We start from the raw sequence: 20863 nt of genomic DNA on the forward strand, positions 1-20863 counted from the left end.
ACAGCAGGACAGACAAAGGCCCTTCACCCCGGTGAAGGGCCTTTGCTGTTGCCGACGAGGCCCGTTCGGGCCGTGGGCCGGTTCAGAGGCCGTAGCGCCGGGGCCGACTCCTCCTCCTGCTCCGACTCCGTGGGGTGTGTCTCCATCATGTCCAGGTCCTGGACGGCGACTTGACGCATCAGGCCGGCCTGCGGACCGGCCCGGGCGACCGGCGTGCTGCCGCTGGAGGCGCGTGGCCGTCGGGGAGCCGACCGTTTCGCGCACCGCTCGAACGCGAAGTGAGCCTTCGCGGGTGAGGTTCTGGGAGGGGACCGCCACGACGCTGGGGCGGCCGGGGGCTGCCGGATGCGTCAGCCGGTACGGCGCAGGGCCTCGCTGAGCCTGGCCGCCGAGTCGATGACCGCCTGGGCGTGCATCCGGCCCGGGTGCCTGGTCAGCCGCTCGATCGGTCCGGAGACCGAGACGGCGGCGACCACCCGGTTCGAGGGGCCGCGCACCGGGGCCGAGACCGAGGCCACGCCCGGCTCGCGCTCGCCGATCGACTGGGCCCAGCCCCTGCGCCGTACGCCCGAGAGCGCCGTCGCCGTGAAGCGGGCGCCCTGGAGGCCGCGGTGCAGGCGCTCCGGCTCCTCCCAGGCCATCAGGATCTGGGCCGACGAGCCGGCCTTCATGGTGAGCGTGGAGCCGACCGGCACGGTGTCCCGCAGGCCGGACAGCCGCTCCGCCGCCGCCACGCAGATCCGCATGTCGCCCTGCCTGCGGTAGAGCTGTGCGCTCTCGCCGGTGATGTCGCGGAGGTGGGTGAGCACCGGGCCGGCCGTGGCCAGCAGGCGGTCCTCGCCCGCCGCCGCGGCGAGCTCCGCCAGCCGGGGGCCGAGAATGAAACGGCCCTGCATGTCCCTCGCCACCATGCGGTGGTGTTCCAGTGCCACGGCCAGTCGGTGGGCCGTGGGTCGTGCGAGCCCGGTCGCCGCGACCAGCCCGGCGAGGGTGGCCGGACCGGACTCCAGGGCGCTCAATACCAGAGCTGCCTTGTCGAGAACGCCGACGCCGCTAGAGTTGTCCATACGACGATACTCCCGTCTCACTCTGTGAAACGCAAGTTCAATATTCGGCAGAACTTGCGAACCTGTAGGGGCGGCCACACAACGGCCCCGTAGCCACCGCCCCGCACGGGGGTCCGGACGGCGGCGCACCAAATCTCTAGTTGGGCCGGCGAAGACGCCGGCCGGAGGGAAAGCGATGGGTAGGACACTCGCGGAGAAGGTCTGGGACGACCATGTCGTCCGGCGCGCCGAAGGTGAGCCCGACCTCCTCTTCATCGATCTGCACCTGCTGCACGAGGTGACCAGCCCCCAGGCCTTCGACGGCCTCCGGCAGGCCGGACGCCGGGTGCGGCGCCTCGATCTCACCATCGCCACCGAGGATCACAACACCCCGACCCTCGACATCGACAAGCCGATCGCCGACCCGGTCTCCCGCGCCCAGCTGGAGACCCTGCGCAAGAACTGCGCCGAGTTCGGTGTCCGGCTGCACCCCCTGGGCGACGTCGAGCAGGGCGTCGTGCACGTGGTCGGCCCGCAGCTGGGCCTGACCCAGCCCGGCACCACCGTGGTCTGCGGCGACTCCCACACGTCCACGCACGGCGCCTTCGGCGCGCTGGCATTCGGCATCGGCACCAGCCAGGTCGAGCACGTGCTGGCCACCCAGACGCTGCCGATGGCCCGCCCGAAGACCATGGCGATCACCATCGACGGCGAACTGCCCGACGGCGTCACGGCCAAGGACCTGATCCTCGCGATCATCGCCCGGATCGGCACCGGCGGCGGCCAGGGCTACATCCTGGAGTACCGCGGCTCCGCCATCGAGAAGCTCTCGATGGAAGCCCGGATGACCATCTGCAACATGTCGATCGAGGCCGGTGCCCGGGCGGGCATGATCGCCCCGGACCAGACCACTTTCGACTACCTGAAGGGCCGCGACCACGCCCCGCAGGGCGAGGACTGGGACGCCGCCGTCGCGTACTGGAAGACGCTGCGCACCGACGACGACGCGGTCTTCGACGCCGAGGTCGTCATCGACGCGGCCGAGCTGGCCCCGTTCGTCACCTGGGGCACCAACCCCGGCCAGGGCGCGCCCCTGTCGGCCAACGTCCCCGACCCTGCTTCGTACGAGGACGCCTCGGAGCGCAACGCCGCCGAAAAGGCCCTGGAATACATGGGGTTGACCGCCGGCCAGCCGCTGCGCGAGATCAACGTGGACACCGTCTTCGTAGGCTCCTGCACCAACGGCCGGATCGAGGACCTGCGCAACGCGGCCGCGGTCCTGGAGGGCCGCAAAGTCGCCGACGGGGTACGGATGCTGGTCGTCCCGGGTTCCGTACGGGTCGCCCTGCAGGCCGTCGACGAGGGCCTGGACAAGGTCTTCACCGCCGCGGGCGCCGAATGGCGCCACGCCGGCTGCTCGATGTGCCTCGGCATGAACCCCGACCAGCTGGCCCCCGGCGAGCGCTCCGCCTCCACCTCGAACCGCAACTTCGAGGGCCGCCAGGGCAAGGGCGGCCGTACGCACCTGGTCTCCCCGCAGGTGGCCGCCGCCACCGCCGTGCTGGGACACCTGGCCTCGCCCGCCGACCTGTCCGACGCCCGTACGCCCGCCGGAGTCTGAGAATCATGGAAGCTTTCACCACACACACCGGCCGGGCCGTCCCGCTGCGCCGCAGCAACGTCGACACCGACCAGATCATTCCTGCCCACTGGCTGAAGAAGGTCACCCGGGACGGCTTCGAGGACGGGCTCTTCGAGGCCTGGCGCAAGGACGAGAACTTCGTCCTCAACCGCCCGGAGCGCAAGGGTGCCACGGTCCTGGTGGCCGGTCCCGACTTCGGTACCGGATCGTCCCGCGAACACGCCGTGTGGGCGCTGCAGAACTACGGCTTCAAGGCCGTCGTCTCCTCCCGGTTCGCCGACATCTTCCGCGGCAACTCGCTGAAGAACGGGCTGTTGACCGTCGTACTCGACCAGCAGGTGATCGACGCGCTCTGGGAGCTGACCGAGGCCGATCCCGCGGCCGAGATCACCGTCGACCTGGAGGCGCGCCAGGTCCGCGCCGAGGGCATCACGGCCGACTTCGAGCTCGACGAGAACGCCCGTTGGCGACTGCTCAACGGGCTGGACGACATCAGTCTCACCCTTCAGAACGAAGCGGACATCGCGACTTATGAGGCGGCAAGGCCGACCTTCAAGCCGCGTACAATTAACGCCTGAGCAGCACGTTTCCAGGACTGCGCCCCCTGCCATCTGGTAGGGGGCGCAGTCGCTTGTTGAGACCCTGTCGGGCGACAACTCGGCCCAGATGGCACAATCGGTGCATGGAACGCGACAGCCAACTCAAGCTTTACGGCCAAGTCGCCGACCGATTGAAGGAAGCGCACACAAGAGTGCGCGCACTGCAAGTCCCGGAGGGCGTAAGGATGGCGCTGTCCCGGAAGCTGTTGGTCATCACGGCCGCGGCTAAGCACGATCTCCCGGATGCGGCAAGGCGTCTGGACCGGTTGATGAAGGACCTCGATGAGGGCCGATTCCCCGAAGGTGACTGACTCTGCGGAACTGTGCAGCAGTCGACTTCGTTGCGGCACTAGGGTGATTAGCCCGTTTCGTGTTTGATTTGCGGTATATATCTGCCTAACGTGCGAAAACGCTTGAACACTTTCGTTCTGGCAATGTCTCCGAAGGGGAAGACGTGAACAAGGCGCAGCTCGTAGAAGCGATTGCCGACAAGGTCGGAGGCCGCCAGCAGGCCGCCGACGCCGTCGACGCGGTACTCGACGCGATCGTCCGTGCGGTTGTCGCGGGGGACCGGGTCTCGGTCACCGGCTTCGGCTCGTTCGAGAAGGTCGACCGCCCGGCCCGTTACGCCCGCAACCCGCAGACGGGCGAGCGCGTGCGGGTCAAGAAGACCTCGGTTCCCCGCTTCCGTGCGGGACAGGGCTTCAAGGACCTGGTGAGCGGCTCGAAGAAGCTCCCCAAGGGCGGCGAAGTGGCCGTGAAGAAGGCGCCCAAGGGCAGCCTCTCGGGCGGTCCTTCCACCCGGACGACGACCAAGGCCGCCGCCAAGAAGGCCGCCGCCAAGAAGGCCACGGCGAAGAAGGTCACCGCGAAGAAGGTCGCCGCCAAGAAGACCACGGCGGCAGCGAAGAAGACCACCGCGAAGAAGACCACCGCGGCGGCCAAGAAGACCACGGCGGCAGCGAAGAAGACCACCGCTGCGGCGAAGAAGACGACCGCTGCCAAGAAGGCCGCCGTCAGCAAGACCGCGCCCGCGAAGAAGGCCACGGCGAAGAAGGCGCCCGCCAAGAAGACCACGGCGCGCAAGACGACGGCGAAGAAGGCCACTGCACGGAAGAAGTGAGGCCGAGCAGCACAGGGCCGCTCACACGCACCGGGCCGGGCTCCCCTCGGGGAGCCCGGCCCGCGGGCTGTGGTGGGCGCTGTGCGCGTCCGGACGTCTGCCGTGCCCGTTCGCAATCCCGCTCGGAACGTCTGTCACGCCCTTTCCGGAGCGTCGGCCGCATTCGGGGCCGGGGCGTCTGCCGTGCCCGTTCAGAACGTCTGCAGCGTCACCAGGGTGATCCGCAGCTCCGCACCCTCGCCGCTGCCCTCGATCCGCACCCGCTGTCCCGGACGCAGCAGCCGCAGACCGCCCGCGTCGAAGGCCCGGGCGTCGAAATCCACCGGGGTGCCGTCGTCGAGCAGCACGCTGCCGGTGCGGGTCTCGGGGTCGAAGGTGTACGAGGTCGCCTGCATGGACGGAAGCCTATCGGTCCGGTGAGGAAACCACCGAGGCCTCGCCGCCGGGGCCCGGCCGGGAGCCGCGGCGGCCCGGGAGGCCCCCCGTGTCCCAGTGTTCCGCGGTGTGCGCGCCGACGCCCAGCGCCAGTGCCGCCCGCAGATCCTCGCCGGTGTCCACGTCCTGGCGGACCGAATCGATGCCGGCCAGGTCGATTTCCACCGCGCCCGAGTCCAGGTGCCGGGCCCGGGAAGGGCCGCCGAAAGCCGGACGCAATTCCACTCCCGGTGCAGCCGAAAGAAATGTTGTCCCGATTCCGGCTGCATCGGCCACGAATGCGCGAGGGAATTCGGCGGAATAATCGAGTACCCGGGCCAGTTCTGCGGGGCGCAGCGCGGGCAGATCCGCGTTCAGGGCGGCGACCGCGGCGCGGGGCCGCCCGGCCCGTACGGCCCGCTCGCCGTGTGCCAGCGCGGCGTTGAGACCGCGGTCGGGCTCGTCGGGGACGACGCGCGCCCCGATGGCGGTGAGGGCCGCCCCGGCCTCCGGGTCGTCCGTGACCACCACCACATCCAGCACCGCCGGGCACGACAGGGCGGCGGCCACGGTGTCCCGGGCGAAGGCGAGGGCGAGCCGGGGACGCAGTTCGGCCCCCGCCGCAGGCGCCAGCCTGCTCTTGGCCCGCGCAAGGGGCTTCAACGGGACGACCAGGGACCAAGGATCGGTCGGGTCGGTGTTCGTGGCGATCTCCCCCTCGGTGCGCGTCGCCGCTTATTCTCGCCTGCCGGCGCGAGAACCCGGAGGGTCGGTCCCGAAAGCGGGGCGTACGGTGTTCTCGACAGAGCAGGGGCCTGGGGCGAGACTTGACCGTCGGTAGCCAGGCAGAGTTCAGGTCCTTAGAGGAAGGTGTCCGAGTGTCCCGCCGCAGAATCGGCTTCTGGTACCGCCTGGCGGCGGTCATCGCAAAACCGCCGTTGGTGGTTCTGTTCAAGCGTGACTGGCGGGGGATGGAACACATTCCGGCTGACGGTGGATTTATCACCGCGGTCAATCACAACTCCTATCTGGACCCGCTTTCCTACGGTCACTTCCAGTACAACACCGGACGCGTTCCGCGGCTTCTCGCCAAAGCGGGCCTGTTCAAGACTCCCTTTGTGGGAATGATGCTGCGCGGTACCGGACAGATCCCGGTGTACCGCGAGACGACCAACGCGCTGGACGCCTTCCGTGCGGCCGTCGACGCCATCGAGCGCGGCGAATGCGTCGCCTTCTACCCGGAGGGCACACTCACCCGCGACCCCGACATGTGGCCGATGGCCGGCAAGACCGGTGCCGCCCGTGTCGCGTTGATGACGAAGGCACCGGTCATCCCCGTCGCGCAGTGGGGCGCCAACCTCGCGATGCCGCCGTACGCCAAGGAGAACAAGCTCCGGCTGTTCCCCCGCAAGACCCTTCAGGTGCAGGCCGGACCACCCGTGGACCTCTCCCGGTTCTACGACATGGAGCCGACGCCCGAGGTCCTGCGCGAGGCGACCGAGGCCATCATGGCCTCGGTGACCGCGCAACTGGAGATCGTGCGGGGCGAGCAGGCCCCCGCGCAGCCCTACGACCACCGCAAGGCCCGCGAGGAGCAGCGGCGCAAGGCCGAAGGAGAGGGAACCAAGTGACGCACCCCGCAAAGGCAGCCGTCTTCGGAACCGGCTCATGGGGTACCGCCTTCGGCATGGTGCTCGCCGACGCCGGCTGCGAGGTCACCCTCTGGGGCCGTCGTGCCGAGGTCGCCGAGGCCGTCAACACGACCCGTACCAACCCGGACTACCTGCCGGGAATTGAACTCCCCGCCTCCGTCCGGGCCACCACCGACGCCGCCGAGGCGCTGGACGGCGCCGACTTCGCCGTACTCGTGGTGCCTTCGCAGACCCTGCGCGCCAATCTCGCCGAATGGACCCCGCACCTGGGCTCCGACACCGTTCTCGTCTCGATGATGAAGGGCGTCGAACTCGGCACCGCGAAGCGGATGAGCGAGGTCATCGAGGACGTCACCAAGGTCTCCGCGGACCGGATCGCCGTCGTCACCGGGCCCAACCTGGCCAAGGAGATCGCCGAACGCCGCCCCGCGGCGGCCGTCGTCGCCTGCCAGGACGAGTCCGTGGCCCAGCGCCTCCAGAGCGCCTGCCACACCTCGTACTTCCGCCCGTACACCAACACCGATGTGGTCGGCTGCGAACTCGGCGGCGCGGTCAAGAACGTCATCGGCCTGGCGGTCGGCATCGCCGACGGCATGGGCCTCGGCGACAACGCCAAGGGTTCGCTCATCACCCGGGGCCTCGCCGAGACGACCCGCCTCGGCCTGGCCATGGGCGCCGACCCGCTGACCTTCTCCGGACTCGCGGGCCTGGGCGACCTGGTGGCCACCTGCTCCTCGCCGCTCTCGCGCAACCACACCTTCGGCACCAACCTCGGCCGGGGCATGACGCTGCAGGAGACCATCGCCGTCACCAAGCAGACCGCCGAGGGCGTCAAGTCCTGTGAGTCGGTGCTCGATCTGGCGCGCAGGCACGGAGTCGACATGCCGATCACCGAGACCGTCGTCGGCATCGTCCACGAGGGCAAGCCGCCGATGGTCGCACTGGGTGAGCTGATGTCGCGCAGCGCGAAGGCCGAGCGGCGCTGAGGCGGGCCGGGGCGGCCGGAGCGGTGAACGTCCACGGTCGGCGCCGAAGCCGCCCCCGGCCACGCTGACGCGAGTGGTACCAGCAGGTACGCTCAACGCGATATGAGCAGCGAGAACCTCCCCCAGAGCCCGGAGCAGCAGCTCCGCAAGCCGCGCGTGGCCGTCGTGTTCGGCGGCCGCAGCTCCGAACACGGCATCTCGGTCGTCACGGCCGGCGCCGTCCTGAACGCCATCGACCGGACCAAGTACGACGTCCTGCCGATCGGCATCACGACGGACGGCCGCTGGGCGCTCACCGCCGACGCACCCGAACGCATGGCCATCACGGACCGGAAGATGCCGGAAGTGGCCCAGCTGGCCGACTCCACCGAGGGCGCCGTGGTGCTCTCCGTCGACCCCGGCAGCCGCGAAGTGGTCTACAGCGAGCCCGGCTCGGTCCCCAAGGCGCTCGGCGAGGTCGATGTCGTCTTCCCCGTGCTGCACGGCCCCTACGGCGAGGACGGCACCCTCCAGGGGCTCCTGGAGCTCTCGGGCGTGCCCTACGTCGGTGCCGGGGTGCTCGCCTCGGCGGTCGGCCAGGACAAGGAGTACATGAAGCGGGTCTTCATCTCCTTCGGGCTGCCGGTCGGCCCGTACCTGGTGGTGCGTCCCCGCGAGTGGGACAACGACCCCTCGGGCGCCCGCAAGCGCATCGTGGACTTCGCCGGGGAGCACGGCTGGCCGCTCTTCATCAAGCCCGCCCGGGCCGGCTCGTCCATCGGCATCACCAAGGTCGACGACCTGTCCGGCCTCGACGAGGCGATCGAGGAGGCCCGCCGCCACGACCCCAAGTTCCTGGTCGAGTCGCTGCTGCGGGGCCGCGAGATCGAGTGCGGGGTGCTGGAGTTCGAGGACGGGCCGCGTGCCAGCGTGCCCGCCGAGATCCCGCCGGTGACCTCGCACGACTTCTACGACTTCGAGGCCAAGTACATCGACTCGGCCTCCGGGATCGTGCCCGCACCGCTCACCGAGGAGCAGACGGCCGAGGTCCAGCGGCTAGCGATCGAGGCCTTCGAGGCCACGTCCTGCGAAGGGCTGGTCCGTGCCGACTTCTTCCTCACCGAGGACGGCACCTTCGTGATCAACGAGATCAACACCCTGCCGGGCTTCACCCCGATCTCCATGTACCCGCGGATGTGGCAGGAGAGCGGTGTGAGCTACCAGGAGCTGGTGGACCGGCTGATCCAGGCCGCGTTGAGCCGCCCGACCGGCCTGCGCTGAACGGCCCCGCGCCGCGCGGCGTGCGCTCCCGGGCGGGAGCGCACGCCCTACAGTCCGGGAACGGTCCTGCGGACGGCCGGGGCGAGCGCGGCCAACGGGCTCGCGTCATGCGCGTACGCCGCCGAGAGGGTCACCTCGACGTATGCCTTGCGGTAGGTCGTCGTGAAGCGCGGACCCGCGTCGTCGGACTGCTCCAGCAGCCAGTTGACGCCGTCCGCCTCGATCCCCTTCGCCATCGGGTCGTCCATCTTCGCGGGCCGGGGGACACCGCAGCGCAGTACGATCTCCCCGTCCCCCCACTCGGCGGTCAGTTCGGACTTCGGCCCGGCGTCACCGAGGTCGAGTCCGGCAACGGTCCTCGGCAACTCCTTGTGCAGCGCACGACAGTAGCCCGCAGCCTCCGGGGACGGCGTGGGAACCGTGATCGACACCGCGGCGTCCGTCGAGGAACAGCCGGCCGCGGCCAGCAGCGCAGCGACGGACAGGCCGAGGAACACGGGATGGCGAAGTCGGCGCGATGATGTCACCGGCCCAGCGTAGACGGGGACTACAGATGAACGACCGGGCAGGTCAGGGTTCGGGTGATGCCTTCCACCTGCTGGACCTTGGCGACCACCATGCGGCCGAGTTCATCGACCGTGTCGGCCTGAGCGCGCACGATCACGTCGTAGGGGCCGGTGACGTCCTCTGCCTGGATCACTCCCGGAACTTGGGCGATGGTCTCGGCGACGGTCGACGCCTTGCCCACCTCGGTCTGAATAAGGATGTACGCCTGTACCACGGAACCTCCAGGGCGGCCACGAGGATCATGTGGGGGAGAAAGGGACGCCACGGTATCGCGTTGCCGCGTGCCGCGGGGAGACCTGTGGACCGTTGACGCCCGCAGCGTGGCGTACACAAGACACAAGTTGACGTGTCTCTTGACATTACCGACAGCAGTGACGGCCCGCGACCGCAAGCGCAGCGGTCCGGAAGGGGGACGGGCATGACGGTGACGAGCGGTGCAGACTGCTCCCTGCGGCGGCGGCCGGCCCAGGGTCCGGACCCCCGGCCGTCGAAGCAGCCCGGACGACCGTCCGGCGCGATAGATGAGAGGTGAGACTCGGTGAAGGGAACCGTGGGCGAGTTGGGGGAGTTCGGGCTCATCAAGGAGCTCACTTCCCGGCTCACCACCACTCCGGCGGTACGGCTCGGCCCCGGCGACGACGCCGCGGTGGTGACAGCTCCCGACCGCAGGGTCGTGGCCAGTACGGACATCCTGTTGGAGGGACGCCACTTCCGCCGCGACTGGTCGACGGCGTACGACGTCGGCCGCAAGGCCGCCGCCCAGAACCTCGCCGACATCGCCGCCATGGGCGCGGTGCCCACCGCGCTGCTGCTCGGCCTGGTCGTCCCCGCCGAACTCCCGGTCACCTGGGCCGGCGAGCTGATGGACGGCATCCGTGACGAGTGCCAGGTCGCGGGCGCGGCCGTGGTCGGCGGAGACGTGGTGCGCGGCGAGACGATCACCGTCTCGATCACCGCGCTGGGCGATCTGCGCAACCACGAGCCGGTCACCCGCTCCGGCGCCCAGCCCGGAGACGTCGTCGCCGTCACCGGCTGGCTCGGCTGGTCCGCCGCCGGGTACGCGGTGCTCTCCCGCGGCTTCCGCTCGCCCCGCGCCTTCGTCGAGGCCCACCGGCGCCCCGAGCCGCCGTACCACGCCGGCCCCGCCGCCGCCGGGCTCGGCGCCACCGCGATGACGGACGTGAGCGACGGGCTCGTCGCGGACCTCGGGCACATCGCCGAGGCCAGCAAGGTCCGGATCGATCTGCGCTCCGGACTCATCGACATCCCCTCGCAGATGTCCGACATCGGGCAGGCGGTCGGCGTCGACCCGCTCCAGTGGGTGCTGACCGGCGGCGAGGACCACGCGATCGTCGCCACCTTCCCGCCGGACGTGAAGCTGCCCGCCCGCTGGAGGGTGATCGGCGAGGTCCTCAACCCCTCCGCGCTGCCGCAGGTGACCGTCGACGGGGCGCCGTGGACCAGCAAGAGCGGCTGGGACCACTTCGGGGACATCGAGGACGCCGAGTAGATTTCGGAGTATGACGACATCTGCCGCCGTACCCGCCCGTGTGCTCACCGTCGCCGGATCCGACTCCGGCGGCGGTGCGGGCGTCCAGGCCGACCTGAAGACGATGCTGGCGCACGGCGTGCACGGGATGAGCGTGCTGACCGCCGTCACCGCCCAGAACTCGCTGGGCGTGCGAGGCGCCTGGGAACTGCCCGTCGACGCCGTACGCGCCCAGTACCGCAGTGTGGTGGACGACATCGGGGTGCAGGCGGTGAAGACCGGAATGCTGTCGTCGGCCGTCCTCGTGGAGACCGTGGCCGGACTCCTCGCCGGCACCGACGCCCCGGTCGTCGTCGACCCGGTCGGCGTCTCCAAGCACGGCGACCCGCTGCTGGCCGCCGAAGCGCTCGACTCCGTACGGACGAAACTGCTGCCGGTCGCCACGGTCGCCACTCCGAACCTGGACGAGGTGGCACAGCTCACCGGCATTCACGTCGAGGACGAGGCGGGGATGCGGCGGGGCGCCGCCGCCGTACTGGACTTCGGGCCGCGCTGGGTCGTCGTCAAGGGCGGCCATCTGCCGGGCGACCCCGTCGACCTGGTGACCGACGGCACCGAGGAACACTGGCTGCGCGCCCCGCGGCACGAAAACCGCCACACCCACGGCACCGGCTGCACCCTCGCCTCGGCCATCGCCTGCCGACTGGCGCTGGGGCAGGACGTACCCGCGGCGGTACGGGACGCGAAGGTCTACGTCACCGGGGCGATCGCGGGGGGATTCCCGCTGGGCGCGGGGATCGGCCCGGTCGACCACGGCTGGCGGACCCGCACCGGGTGAGCGCTCCCCGGCGCACAGCAAAAAGCCGGCCCACCGAGGTGGACCAGCTTTTTGGGCAACCGGAAGGCTGCGCTACGACGGGAACGTCAGCGCGCGACCTTGCCGGCCTTGATGCACGAGGTGCAGACGTTGAGCCGCTTCGGCGTCCGACCGACCACGGCACGCACGCGCTGGATGTTGGGGTTCCAGCGACGGGACGTACGGCGGTGCGAGTGCGAAATGTTGTTGCCGAAGCCCGGCCCCTTGCCGCAGACGTCGCAGTTGGCAGCCACGGGTCACTCCAAAGACTTCAGATGCACTTACAGTGAAATCCGGCGCGCCGGAATCATTTGACTGAAGTGGCGGTGCCGGAGGGATGGCCCGACTCTCATCGGGCAACCGAAGCAGCATACAACGGCTGCGTCGGTGGAACGAAACTACCATGGGTTCCACCGGCCTTGTCCCGCCCCCTGTCCCCGCCGGACCCCGTGCACGGGGCTACTCTGCGATGCAGCCGGCCGCCCACGGCCGAATCCGAGGAGGGCCGACAGGTGTCGCAGACCGACGACGACATGGACGCCGTCGCGGTGCGTACCTGGTGCTCGCTGGCCCTGGAGGCGCTGGGCCGGGAGCGCGAGGCGATCGACGCGATCAATGTGTACCCCGTCGCCGACGGGGACACCGGGACGAACCTCTATCTGACCGTGGAATCGGCGACCCAGGCCGTCGAAGCGGTCTTCGCCGCCCACGAGACCGGTACGACCGCACCCGTCGCGGCCGACGCGGTACGCGCCATGGCGCACGGCGCCCTGATCGGCGCCCGCGGGAACTCCGGCACGATCCTGGCCCAGTTGCTGCGCGGGATGGCGGGGGTGCTGGCCGTCGGCCATGACGCGGACCATCTGCGCCGGGCCCTGGCCGTCGCCGCCGACGCGGCCCGCCGGGCCGTCGCCCACCCCGTCGAGGGCACCGTGCTGACGGTGGCCACCGCGGCCGCCGGGTCCGCCGCGCGCACCGGGCACGACGCCTCGGCCGCGGCCGTCGCAAGGGCGGCGTACGAGGGGGCGCTGACGGCCCTGGAAGCGACCCCCGGACAGCTCGCCGTCCTCGGCCGGGCGGGCGTCGTGGACGCCGGGGGACGGGGCCTGGTGACGGTGCTCGGGGCGCTCGTCGAAGCGGTCTCCGGGCGGGCCCCCGAGCGCACCCACGTGGCCGTGCCCGCCGCCCTTTACGTGCCGGACGACTGCGCGGCGGACGAGGCGGAAGGCGGGCCGGCCTTCGAGGTCATCTACCTGCTGGAGGCCGGGGACGAGGCCGTGGACCGGCTGCGGACCCGGCTCGACCGGCTCGGTGACTCGCTCGTGGTAGTGGGCGGCGACGGGCTGTGGAACGTCCATGTGCACGTCGACGACGCGGGTGCGGCCGTGGAGGCCGGGGTGGAGGCGGGGCGGCCGTACCGCATCCGGATCACCCACTTCGGCGCGGACCGGGTACACCCCCACATCGAGCCCGCGCAGCGCGCGGTCGTCGTGGTGGTCCCCGGCGACGGACTGCGCGGCCTGTGCAAGGAGGCCGGGGCCACCACGGTCCTGGCCCGCCCCGGGGAGCCCCCGGCCAGCGGCGAACTGGTCGACGCCATCCGCCGGGCGCACGCCCGCGAGGTGGTCCTGCTGCCCAACGACGCGGAGCTGCGCCACACCGCCGCTGCCGCCGCCGAACAGGCCCGCGCGGAGGGCGTCCGGGTCGCCCTGATCCCGACCAGGGCCGCCGTCCAGGGCATCGCCGCCCTCGCCGTGCACGAACCCGACCGCAGCTTCGACGAGGACGTGGTGGCGATGACCGCCGCCGCCGGGGCCACCCGCTACGCCGAACTCGCCGTCGCCGAACGGCAGTCCTGGACCATGGCGGGCATCTGCCAGGCCGGCGACATCCTGGGCCTGATCGACGGCGACGTCGCGGTCATCGGCGAGGACGTACCGCAGACCGCCCGCGACGTACTGGACCGCATGCTGGCGGCGGGCGGCGAACTGGTCACCCTGATCCTGGGCGAGGACGTCCCCGACACCCTCGCGGACGCGCTGGAGGAGCACGTACGCGAGGGCTATCTGGCAGTGGACACGGTGGTGTACCGGGGCGGCCACCAGTGTGCTCCGCTGCTCATCGGAGTGGAGTAGCGCCGCTCGCTCAGGCGCCGGAGGAGCCGGACCTCCGGTCCACGTAGTCCAGCAGCGCCTCGGCCTCCGCCCGGCGCTCCTCGCCCGTCTCGTCCGCCTCCCCGGCCCCGTGGATCTCCAGGACCCTGCGGGCCCGCTCCCGGGCCGCGTCCGGACGGCCCAGGTCGGCCTCCAGCCAGGCGGCCATCAGCTCGGTGGCCGTGCGCAGGCCGACGAAACCGGCGCCGGCCTGCGTGAAGCCGGCGACCGCCCGGTCCACGTACCCGAGCGCCTCCTCGTACTCCGGCGCCTCGCCCGGCTCACCCGGGCAGACATGGGCGATCAGCTCGCCGGTCTGGCGGTGGGTGTCCGCGAGCTCCGCGAGCAGCCGGGGAGCCCCGTCCGCCGGGCAGCAGGCCAGTGCCGCCTCGCACTCCCGCGCGGCCGCCGCCATGAACGCCCGCGCCGCCCCCGGGTCCGGCTGCTCCTCCCGGGCGGCGATCCAGGCCCGCACCCGCAGCGTCCGCACCAGCGCCGGAATATCGCCCAGCTCGCGCCAGAGTTCCCCGGCCCGCGCGTACGCCAGCTCCGCCTGCGGGTCCAGATCCGCCCGGTAGAGCGCCTGCGCGGCCAGATTCGCGAGCATCGCGTGGTCGTGCTGTTCGGGCCAGCCGCGGGCGATCTCCGCCGCCTTCAGCCAGTGCCCGGCCGCCTCCCGCGGCTCGTGGAGCTCCGTGAGCGCGTCGCCCAGCCACCACAGCGTCTGCACGACCATGCCGTCACCGTGCTCCTCGGCCGTGATGTCGGGCAGCACGGCCTCCAGCACCGCGGCGGCCTCCGCCGCCCGGTCCAGCCGGAGCAGCCAGCCGCCGAGCTGATGACGGGCATGGACCCCGAGCGTCGCGCTCTCGCCCGACTCGTCCGCCCAGTGCGCGGCGTCCAGCGCCTGCTCGGCCGCCTCGGCGAACTGCCCGGTACCTGCCAGGATTTCGGCGGGCCGCAGATGCAGCCGGGCCCGCCCGCGCGCCGGGACGAGCGCCGCGTGCTCCAGCGCGGCCCGTGCCGCCCGCTCCGCCCGCCCGTACTCCTCCAGCTGGGCGGCGAGCCCGGACGCCTTGGCCTCGCACTCGACCCCGTACCAGGGCAGCCCGGCGGCACGGGTCTCCGCGGCGGCCCGCTCGTACCGCTCCAGCGCGGTGCGCGGGTCGCCCCGGTACGCAGCGACGTCGCCGAGCAGTTCCAGCGCCTCCGCGATCCGGGTGGCCACCCCGGCCTCCGCGCGCAGCGGTTCGGTGAACGCGAGCAGTTCCCGCGCCCCCTGGTCGAGACCGGCGACGGCCGACTCGGCGGCCGCCTCGTCCGGGGCGTCCTGCACCAGCCGGCCGAGAACGCGGGCCCGGCACATCAGCACCGCGCTTGCCTGGCGGGCGGTGGCCGCGCCGTCGGCGTGCAGCGCCAGGACCCGGTCCACCACCGGGGCGATTTCGGCCAGCGCCCCGTCCGCCCCGCCGGGCTGCAGCGCGCGGGCGTACGCGGCCCGGCCCGCCGCGGCGGCGGCCTCGCCCGGGTCGCCCGCGGCCTCGTAGAGACCGGCGGCGGTCCCGAAGGCCGCCATCGCCTCGGCCGGCGGCAGCGAGCCGTACATCGCCCGGTGGTCCTCGACGCTCGCGCGGTCGTGGTCCGACAGCCCGGCCGCAGCCGGGTCCGCCGCGGCGACCCGACGGGCCACGGCTTCCCAGGCGGGTCCGGCCTCCGGGCGCTGGGCCTCGGAGAGGCGGTGCGCCTCGGCCAGCAGACCGGCCAGGTCCAGCGGCGCCTGCACCGGTGTCTCCGGAGCCGGGGCGGCGGGCTCCGGGGGCGCGGCGGCCAGCCGCACGGCCCGTACCCCGAGCGGCAGCCGGTCCATCAGCGGCCGGCGGTCCAGACGCTCCCGCACCACCGTGCCGATCCGCCCGGTGCCGTTGCGCTCGTCGAACCGGGCGGCCAGCTCCAGCGCCCGGGTACGGGCGTGCGCGGCCAGTGAGGACGCGGTCCAGCCGGTCCCGGCCGGACCCGGCACCGACTGCCCGCCGTGGCCGAGCGTGGTCAGCCGGTCCATCAGCAGCGCCGTGACGGCCAGGTAGTCCATCAGGCTGGCGGGGTTCCCGCGGTCGGTGAAGTACGCGGGCCGCTCGGCGAGGATCTCCAGGCCGCGGGCCTCGTTGCCGGTCAGGGCGCAGAACTCGATGTGCTGGGCGGCCGAGTCCCGCATGCTCTCCATCGACCGGACCATCCGGTACCCGCGCAGATGGTGGGCGCGGGCCTGCTCGGACCGGCCGGTCCGCAGCAGCGGCAGCAGCGAGGCCGCCAGCACGGCGTGCGGCTCATGGGCGCAGGTGTGCTCACCGGCCAGCACCGGCGCCCAGGTCTCCAGGGCCTCGGCGTCCAGGCCGAGCTGCACCTGCCAACTCCCCTGTTCATGCAGCTCACAGGCGTGGCAGTTGGCCATCCGGTCGCGGTCGGCCGCCTGCCAGGCGGCGTACGCCCGCTCGGCACGCGGCAGATCGCCCAGGTGGCGGGCTATCTCCAGCTCGCCCTGGCACACGGCACGCTCCGAGTGGCCGGCGAGCCGGTAGCGGTGCTCCATCTCGCTCTGCCACTTCTCGATGGCGGCGAGCGGGATGTGCGGCTGGTCGACCATGGAGCTGGAGACCCACTTGAACATCCAGAACAGGTGGTGGGTCATGAAGTCGCCGAAATCGCCGGGCCGTTCGTCCCACATGCGCAGCAGCCGCGCGAAGGGCACGAACATCTTGTCCTTCTCGGAGCTGTAGTTGTAGACCTGCAGCTGATGGGTGAGCGCTTCGACGACCAGGGCCGCGTCCCCGGTCTGCTCGGCCTCGGCGAGCAGCCGCTCCGCGCGGGCGTTGCGCGCGGGGCCCTCCGGTTCCCGGTCGTTCTCCCGCAGGGCCTGGCGGATCGTGCTGACGTCGGCGCTCATCGGCCGTCCTCCTGGGGGTCCGCGGGGGAGTGTCCTGGTGCTGCGGGATGCGTGGCCCACTCCAGCAGGCCGATGAACGCCCGGTTCAGCAGCGCCGAGTCGGCCGGCCGCAGCGGGCGCTGCGCCATCAGCAGCGCCTGCCCGTACAGCGCCTCGACGGCATTGCCCACCAGCTCAGGGTCGGGCAGCGAACCGATGCGCCGGATCAGGGGGTTGAGATGGTTCAGTACGAGCCGGGCGCGCGGCGCGCTGCCGCGCAGCGAGCCGAGGATGCCCGCCCACAGCTCGTCGGCCTGCCCCTCCGCCTCGGCGCGGGCCTGCTCGTGGCGGGCCGCCCGGTCGTCGAGATGCAGCGCGGGCACGGTCAGCGGATGGAAAGCACGCAGCGCCACGTCGCAGCCCAGCGGGTCCAGCCGCGTGCGGGCCGTGGCCAGAAAGGCGCCGAGCGCCAGCTCCTGCGCCGGATCGACGGAGTCCAGATGCGCGGTGACGGTATCGGCGTCCAGCTCCGCGACCGCTGTCCCGGGACGGACCGAGGGCAGCCGCTCGACCAGCTCGGTGTCGTACGTGTAGCCGCCGTTGACCACCCCGATGCCCTGCGCGGAGGCGATCGGCGCGACCTGCCGGTACTCCTCGACGGTCCGGGTGAAGTGCACCACCGGATGGCGCCGGGCGAACTCCTCCAGCGACAACTGCCCGTCCGTCGTCTCGAACGGCAGCCACGGCAGCATCGTGCGCAACATGGCGCCGTCGTGCCGGGCGAGCGACTTCACCCCCAGGTGGTGCACGGAGATGAACTCCGCGAGCCGCTCCGGATCACCCGCGGCGAGCCCGGTGAGCCACTGCCTGATCCGGTCGCCGAGCGCCTCCCGCACGGCAGCAAGCGTCTCGTCCGCGTACAGCGCCTCCCGCGAGGCGGTGGGCCGCAGAGTGTCCGTGTCGATGACACAGCGCACGAAGAACGCCCAGTCGGGCAGGAGTTCGTCGGCCCGGTCGGTCAGCAGCATCCCCTTCAGATGCACCCGGTGCCCGGCCCGCTGCGCCGGACTCACGGCGGACGGCAGCACATAGGCGACCCCGCGGACCCCGGCGAGCGGCAGATCCAGGTCGATCGCGTCGAGCGGCGGGAAGCCGAACTGCTCGTGGCAGTGGCGGGCGAGCGCCACGCGCCGCGCCGCCGGGCTCGGATACGGGCGGTCCCACGGCGCCGGCAGAGCGGTGACCGCGGCCTCGCCCACCCGTACGTCGTAGGGCAGCAGCGAGCCGAAGTCGCGGGCGAGGGAGAGCACCCGCTCCTCGGTGAGCCAGTCCCCGCTGCCGGGCCGTGCGGTCAGGTGCACGGTGGTGCCCGGCTCCGTCCGCGCCTCGTCGGGCAGCGTACGGACGGTGTACGAACCGTCCTCGCGGGCGCACCACTCCACAGGCGGTGACGCGGGCGTACGCGCCGAACGGCTCACCACCCTGATCTCGGCCGCGACGACGAAGCACGCCAGCAGCCCGATGCCGAACCGGCCGAGGAACCCGGCGCTCGCCGAGGCGAGCCCTTCCGCCCCCTCGCGCTTGGAACTGCGGCCGATCGTCGCGAGCAGGCTGTGCACATCGGTCTCGGTCAGACCGATCCCGCTGTCCTCGATCCGCAGCCGTCCGCCGTCCGCGTACAGCCGCACCAGGGCGGGCGCGTCCGGCTGCTCGGCGCGGCGGGCCGTGATGGCGTCCACGGCGTTCTGCAGCAGCTCGCGGAGGTAGACCCGAGGGGAGGAGTAGAGATGGTGGGAGAGAAGGTCGACCAGCCCGCGCAGGTCCACCTGGAAGGTGTGCGGCGACCGGCCGGCGGGGGATTCGGTGTGTTCGTGGGACGCGGAATTCGCGGAGGTCTCAGATGTCATCGTCGCAGCGCCGGTGGGGGGACCTGTGCCTCGTCCGGCGAGGCACGTGCGACAGCGCGGGTCGGGCGATCCCTCGAGAGGTGATCGCGAGCCGGAAGCGTGGGAGCCGATCCTAGGGGCGTGTCGACGATTCCGACCAGGGGATTCCCGGGTTCCGGGTGGTGCCCGCCGGACATCTGTCAGTGGTGTGGTGTGCAATGGATCGCGTGTCTGCGTTCGATGAACCCCTCAAGAAGCTGCTCGGCGGAGCCACCGCGAAGGTGATGGCCGAACACCTCGACCTGCACACGGTCGGTGATCTGCTCCACCACTACCCGCGGCGCTACGAGGAGCGCGGCCGGCTCACGGCGCTGACGGACCTCCCGCTGGACGAGCACGTGACGGTGGTCGCCCAGGTCGCCGACGCCCGCGTGCTGATGTTCAACAACGGCCGCGGCAAGCGCCTCGAAGTGACCCTCACCGACGGCAGCGGCCGCCTCCAGCTGGTCTTCTTCGGCCACGGCGTCCACAAGCCGCACAAGGAGCTGCTGCCCGGCCGGCGGGCGATGTTCGCGGGCAAGGTCTCCGTCTTCAACCGGAAGATGCAGCTGGCCCACCCCACGTACCAGCTCCTGGACACCAAGGACACCGACGAGGCCACCGAAGCGGTGGACGCCTTCGCCGGGCGGCTGCTGCCGATCTACCCGGCCTGCAAGCAGCTGGACTCGTGGCGGATCGCCAAGGCCGTCGACACGGTGCTGCCCAGCGCCCAGGAGGCCGTCGACCCGCTGCCGCCGGGCCTGCGCGAGGGCCGCGGGTTCACCGCGCTGCCCGAGGCGCTGCTGAAGGTCCACCGCCCGCGGACCAAGGCGGACATCGCCCAGGCCAGGGACCGGCTGAAGTGGGACGAGGCCTTCGTCCTCCAGGTCGCGCTGGCCCGCCGCAGGTACGCCGACACGCAGCTCCCGGCCGCGGCCCGCAGACCCGTGCCCGGCGGACTGCTCGACGCCTTCGACGCCAGGCTGCCCTTCACCCTCACCGACGGGCAGCAGAAGGTCTCCAAGGAGATCTTCGACGACCTCGCGACCGAGCACCCGATGCACCGGCTGCTCCAGGGCGAGGTCGGGTCCGGCAAGACCCTGGTCGCGCTGCGGGCCATGCTCGGGGTCGTCGACGCGGGCGGGCAGGCCGCCATGCTCGCGCCGACCGAGGTGCTCGCCCAGCAGCACCACCGCTCCATCACGGAAATGATGGGAGAGCTGGCCGAGAACTGGGGACTGTGGCGCGAAGCGCCTCCCCAGGAGGGGCGGCGGTCGGGCGACGGGCAGGCGCTGGGCGGCTCCGAGCAGGGCACGAAGGTGGTGCTGCTCACCGGCTCGATGGGGGTCGCGGCCCGCCGTCAGGCGCTCCTCGACCTCGTCACCGGCGAGGCCGGGATCGTGATCGGCACCCATGCCCTGATCGAGGACAAGGTGCAGTTCCACGACCTGGGCCTGGTCGTCGTCGACGAACAGCACCGCTTCGGTGTGGAACAGCGCGACGCCTTGCGCTCCAAGGGGAAGCAGCCGCCGCATCTGCTGGTCATGACGGCCACCCCCATTCCCCGTACGGTCGCCATGACCGTCTTCGGAGACCTGGAGACCTCCGTACTGGACCAGCTCCCGGCCGGCCGCTCGCCGATCGCCAGCCATGTCGTCCCCGCCAAGGACAAGCCGCACTTCCTCGGCCGCGCCTGGGAAAGAGTGCGGGAAGAAGTGGAGAACGGACACCAGGCCTACGTGGTCTGCCCCCGCATCGGCGACGACGCCGACGACGAGGCGGGGGGGAAGAAGACGAAGAAGAAGGCGCCCGAGGAGGAGGGCGACAAGCGCCCGCCGCTCGCCGTGCTGGAGATCGCCGAACAGCTCGCCAAGGGCCCGCTGGCCGGTCTGCGCGTCGAGGTGCTGCACGGCAGGATGAATCCGGACGACAAGGACGACGTGATGCGCCGCTTCGCCGCGGGCGACGTCGACGTCCTGGTCGCCACCACCGTCATCGAGGTCGGCGTCAACGTCCCCAACGCCACCGCCATGGTGATCATGGACGCCGACCGCTTCGGGGTCTCCCAGCTGCACCAGTTGCGCGGCCGGGTCGGCCGGGGTTCCGCCCCCGGACTCTGCCTGCTGGTCAGCGAGGCCCACGAGGCCAGTCCGGCCCGCGCCCGGCTCTCCGCCGTCGCCGCCACTCTCGACGGCTTCGAGCTCTCCCGGATCGACCTCGAACAGCGCCGC

The 20863-nt window shown here is 71.7% G+C and carries 19 protein-coding genes; 11 read left to right on the forward strand and 8 right to left on the reverse strand.

All coding sequences use genetic code 11. The features are described from left to right. Positions 1 to 350: 350 nt before the first annotated feature. The gene (gene ndgR, locus IE107_RS22955) at positions 351 to 1067 is read right to left on the reverse strand and encodes an IclR family transcriptional regulator NdgR (protein ID WP_014048551.1); all 717 of its coding nucleotides are present in this window, start codon (positions 1065 to 1067) and stop codon (positions 351 to 353) included. A 175-nt stretch (positions 1068 to 1242) separates the two neighbouring features. Between ndgR and leuC the strand changes: the two genes are divergently transcribed. The 4 genes from leuC (at position 1243) to IE107_RS22975 (ending at position 4410) form a co-directional block, all read left to right on the forward strand. Next, positions 1243 to 2667 carry a 3-isopropylmalate dehydratase large subunit gene (gene leuC / locus IE107_RS22960; RefSeq protein WP_189545824.1) on the forward strand — a complete coding sequence of 475 codons (1425 nt, stop codon included), beginning with the start codon at positions 1243 to 1245 and terminating at the stop codon, positions 2665 to 2667. Positions 2668 to 2672: 5 nt separating this feature from the next. Continuing rightward, positions 2673 to 3266: a 3-isopropylmalate dehydratase small subunit gene (gene leuD / locus IE107_RS22965; RefSeq protein WP_189545825.1), complete on the forward strand. Its 594-nt coding sequence runs from the start codon at positions 2673 to 2675 to the stop codon at positions 3264 to 3266. 104 nt (positions 3267 to 3370) lie between these two features. Next, the gene (locus tag IE107_RS22970) at positions 3371 to 3598 is read left to right on the forward strand and encodes an SCO5555 family protein (protein WP_072487271.1); all 228 of its coding nucleotides are present in this window, start codon (positions 3371 to 3373) and stop codon (positions 3596 to 3598) included. A gap of 143 nt (positions 3599 to 3741) precedes the next feature. After that, positions 3742 to 4410, forward strand: coding sequence for an HU family DNA-binding protein (locus IE107_RS22975; protein WP_189545827.1), 669 nt, complete (start codon positions 3742 to 3744; stop codon positions 4408 to 4410). A 191-nt stretch (positions 4411 to 4601) separates the two neighbouring features. Here IE107_RS22975 and IE107_RS35205 read toward each other — a convergent pair whose 3' ends face one another. Both IE107_RS35205 and cofC read right to left on the reverse strand, forming a co-directional pair. Beyond that, entirely contained in the window at positions 4602 to 4805 is a 204-nt protein-coding gene (locus tag IE107_RS35205) for a hypothetical protein (RefSeq protein ID WP_229867184.1), read from the reverse strand. Positions 4806 to 4815: 10 nt separating this feature from the next. Further along, positions 4816 to 5535 (reverse strand): 2-phospho-L-lactate guanylyltransferase, encoded by a 720-nt coding sequence (cofC, locus tag IE107_RS22980; protein WP_229867189.1) that lies wholly within the window; start codon positions 5533 to 5535, stop codon positions 4816 to 4818. 167 nt (positions 5536 to 5702) lie between these two features. Here cofC and IE107_RS22985 point away from each other — a divergent pair, with 167 nt between their 5' ends. From IE107_RS22985 to IE107_RS22995, 3 genes are all read left to right on the forward strand, one after another. Beyond that, positions 5703 to 6455: a lysophospholipid acyltransferase family protein gene (locus tag IE107_RS22985; protein WP_189545829.1), complete on the forward strand. Its 753-nt coding sequence runs from the start codon at positions 5703 to 5705 to the stop codon at positions 6453 to 6455. Next, positions 6452 to 7462 carry an NAD(P)H-dependent glycerol-3-phosphate dehydrogenase gene (locus IE107_RS22990; protein ID WP_189545831.1) on the forward strand — a complete coding sequence of 337 codons (1011 nt, stop codon included), beginning with the start codon at positions 6452 to 6454 and terminating at the stop codon, positions 7460 to 7462. Before IE107_RS22985 ends, IE107_RS22990 begins: the two co-directional genes overlap by 4 nt. A gap of 102 nt (positions 7463 to 7564) precedes the next feature. Beyond that, a complete protein-coding gene (locus IE107_RS22995) occupies positions 7565 to 8722 on the forward strand; it encodes a D-alanine--D-alanine ligase family protein (protein ID WP_189545833.1) in 1158 nt (385 codons plus the stop codon). Positions 8723 to 8769: 47 nt separating this feature from the next. On the opposite strand, the gene IE107_RS23000 is transcribed toward IE107_RS22995, so the two are convergent. Both IE107_RS23000 and IE107_RS23005 read right to left on the reverse strand, forming a co-directional pair. Continuing rightward, positions 8770 to 9249, reverse strand: a complete 480-nt coding sequence (locus IE107_RS23000; RefSeq protein WP_373302477.1) for a DUF3515 domain-containing protein — start codon at positions 9247 to 9249, stop codon at positions 8770 to 8772. A 20-nt stretch (positions 9250 to 9269) separates the two neighbouring features. Then, on the reverse strand, positions 9270 to 9503 hold the full coding sequence (locus tag IE107_RS23005; protein ID WP_189545835.1) for an Lrp/AsnC family transcriptional regulator: 234 nt from the start codon (positions 9501 to 9503) through the stop codon (positions 9270 to 9272). A 324-nt stretch (positions 9504 to 9827) separates the two neighbouring features. Between IE107_RS23005 and IE107_RS23010 the strand changes: the two genes are divergently transcribed. Together IE107_RS23010 and thiD are read left to right on the forward strand one after the other, a co-directional pair. Then, on the forward strand, positions 9828 to 10799 hold the full coding sequence (locus IE107_RS23010; RefSeq protein WP_189545837.1) for a thiamine-phosphate kinase: 972 nt from the start codon (positions 9828 to 9830) through the stop codon (positions 10797 to 10799). 10 nt (positions 10800 to 10809) lie between these two features. After that, positions 10810 to 11616 carry a bifunctional hydroxymethylpyrimidine kinase/phosphomethylpyrimidine kinase gene (gene thiD / locus IE107_RS23015; RefSeq protein ID WP_189545839.1) on the forward strand — a complete coding sequence of 269 codons (807 nt, stop codon included), beginning with the start codon at positions 10810 to 10812 and terminating at the stop codon, positions 11614 to 11616. Positions 11617 to 11702: 86 nt separating this feature from the next. Here thiD and rpmB read toward each other — a convergent pair whose 3' ends face one another. Then, positions 11703 to 11888: a 50S ribosomal protein L28 gene (gene rpmB, locus IE107_RS23020; RefSeq protein ID WP_030928661.1), complete on the reverse strand. Its 186-nt coding sequence runs from the start codon at positions 11886 to 11888 to the stop codon at positions 11703 to 11705. A 258-nt stretch (positions 11889 to 12146) separates the two neighbouring features. Here rpmB and fakA point away from each other — a divergent pair, with 258 nt between their 5' ends. After that, positions 12147 to 13769, forward strand: coding sequence for a DAK2 domain-containing protein (fakA, locus tag IE107_RS23025; protein ID WP_189545841.1), 1623 nt, complete (start codon positions 12147 to 12149; stop codon positions 13767 to 13769). A gap of 10 nt (positions 13770 to 13779) precedes the next feature. Here fakA and IE107_RS23030 read toward each other — a convergent pair whose 3' ends face one another. Beyond that, on the reverse strand, positions 13780 to 16728 hold the full coding sequence (locus IE107_RS23030) for a tetratricopeptide repeat protein (RefSeq protein WP_189545843.1): 2949 nt from the start codon (positions 16726 to 16728) through the stop codon (positions 13780 to 13782). Continuing rightward, complete coding sequence (locus IE107_RS23035; RefSeq protein WP_189545845.1) at positions 16725 to 18614, reverse strand: HSP90 family protein; 1890 nt, start codon at positions 18612 to 18614, stop codon at positions 16725 to 16727. Before IE107_RS23035 ends, IE107_RS23030 begins: the two co-directional genes overlap by 4 nt. A gap of 197 nt (positions 18615 to 18811) precedes the next feature. Here IE107_RS23035 and recG point away from each other — a divergent pair. Then, positions 18812 to 20863 (forward strand): ATP-dependent DNA helicase RecG (gene recG, locus IE107_RS23040; protein ID WP_229867185.1); only part of this gene is annotated, 2052 nt, incomplete at its 3' end.

The organism is Streptomyces gelaticus, assembly GCF_014649535.1.
Lineage (GTDB): Bacteria > Actinomycetota > Actinomycetes > Streptomycetales > Streptomycetaceae > Streptomyces > Streptomyces gelaticus.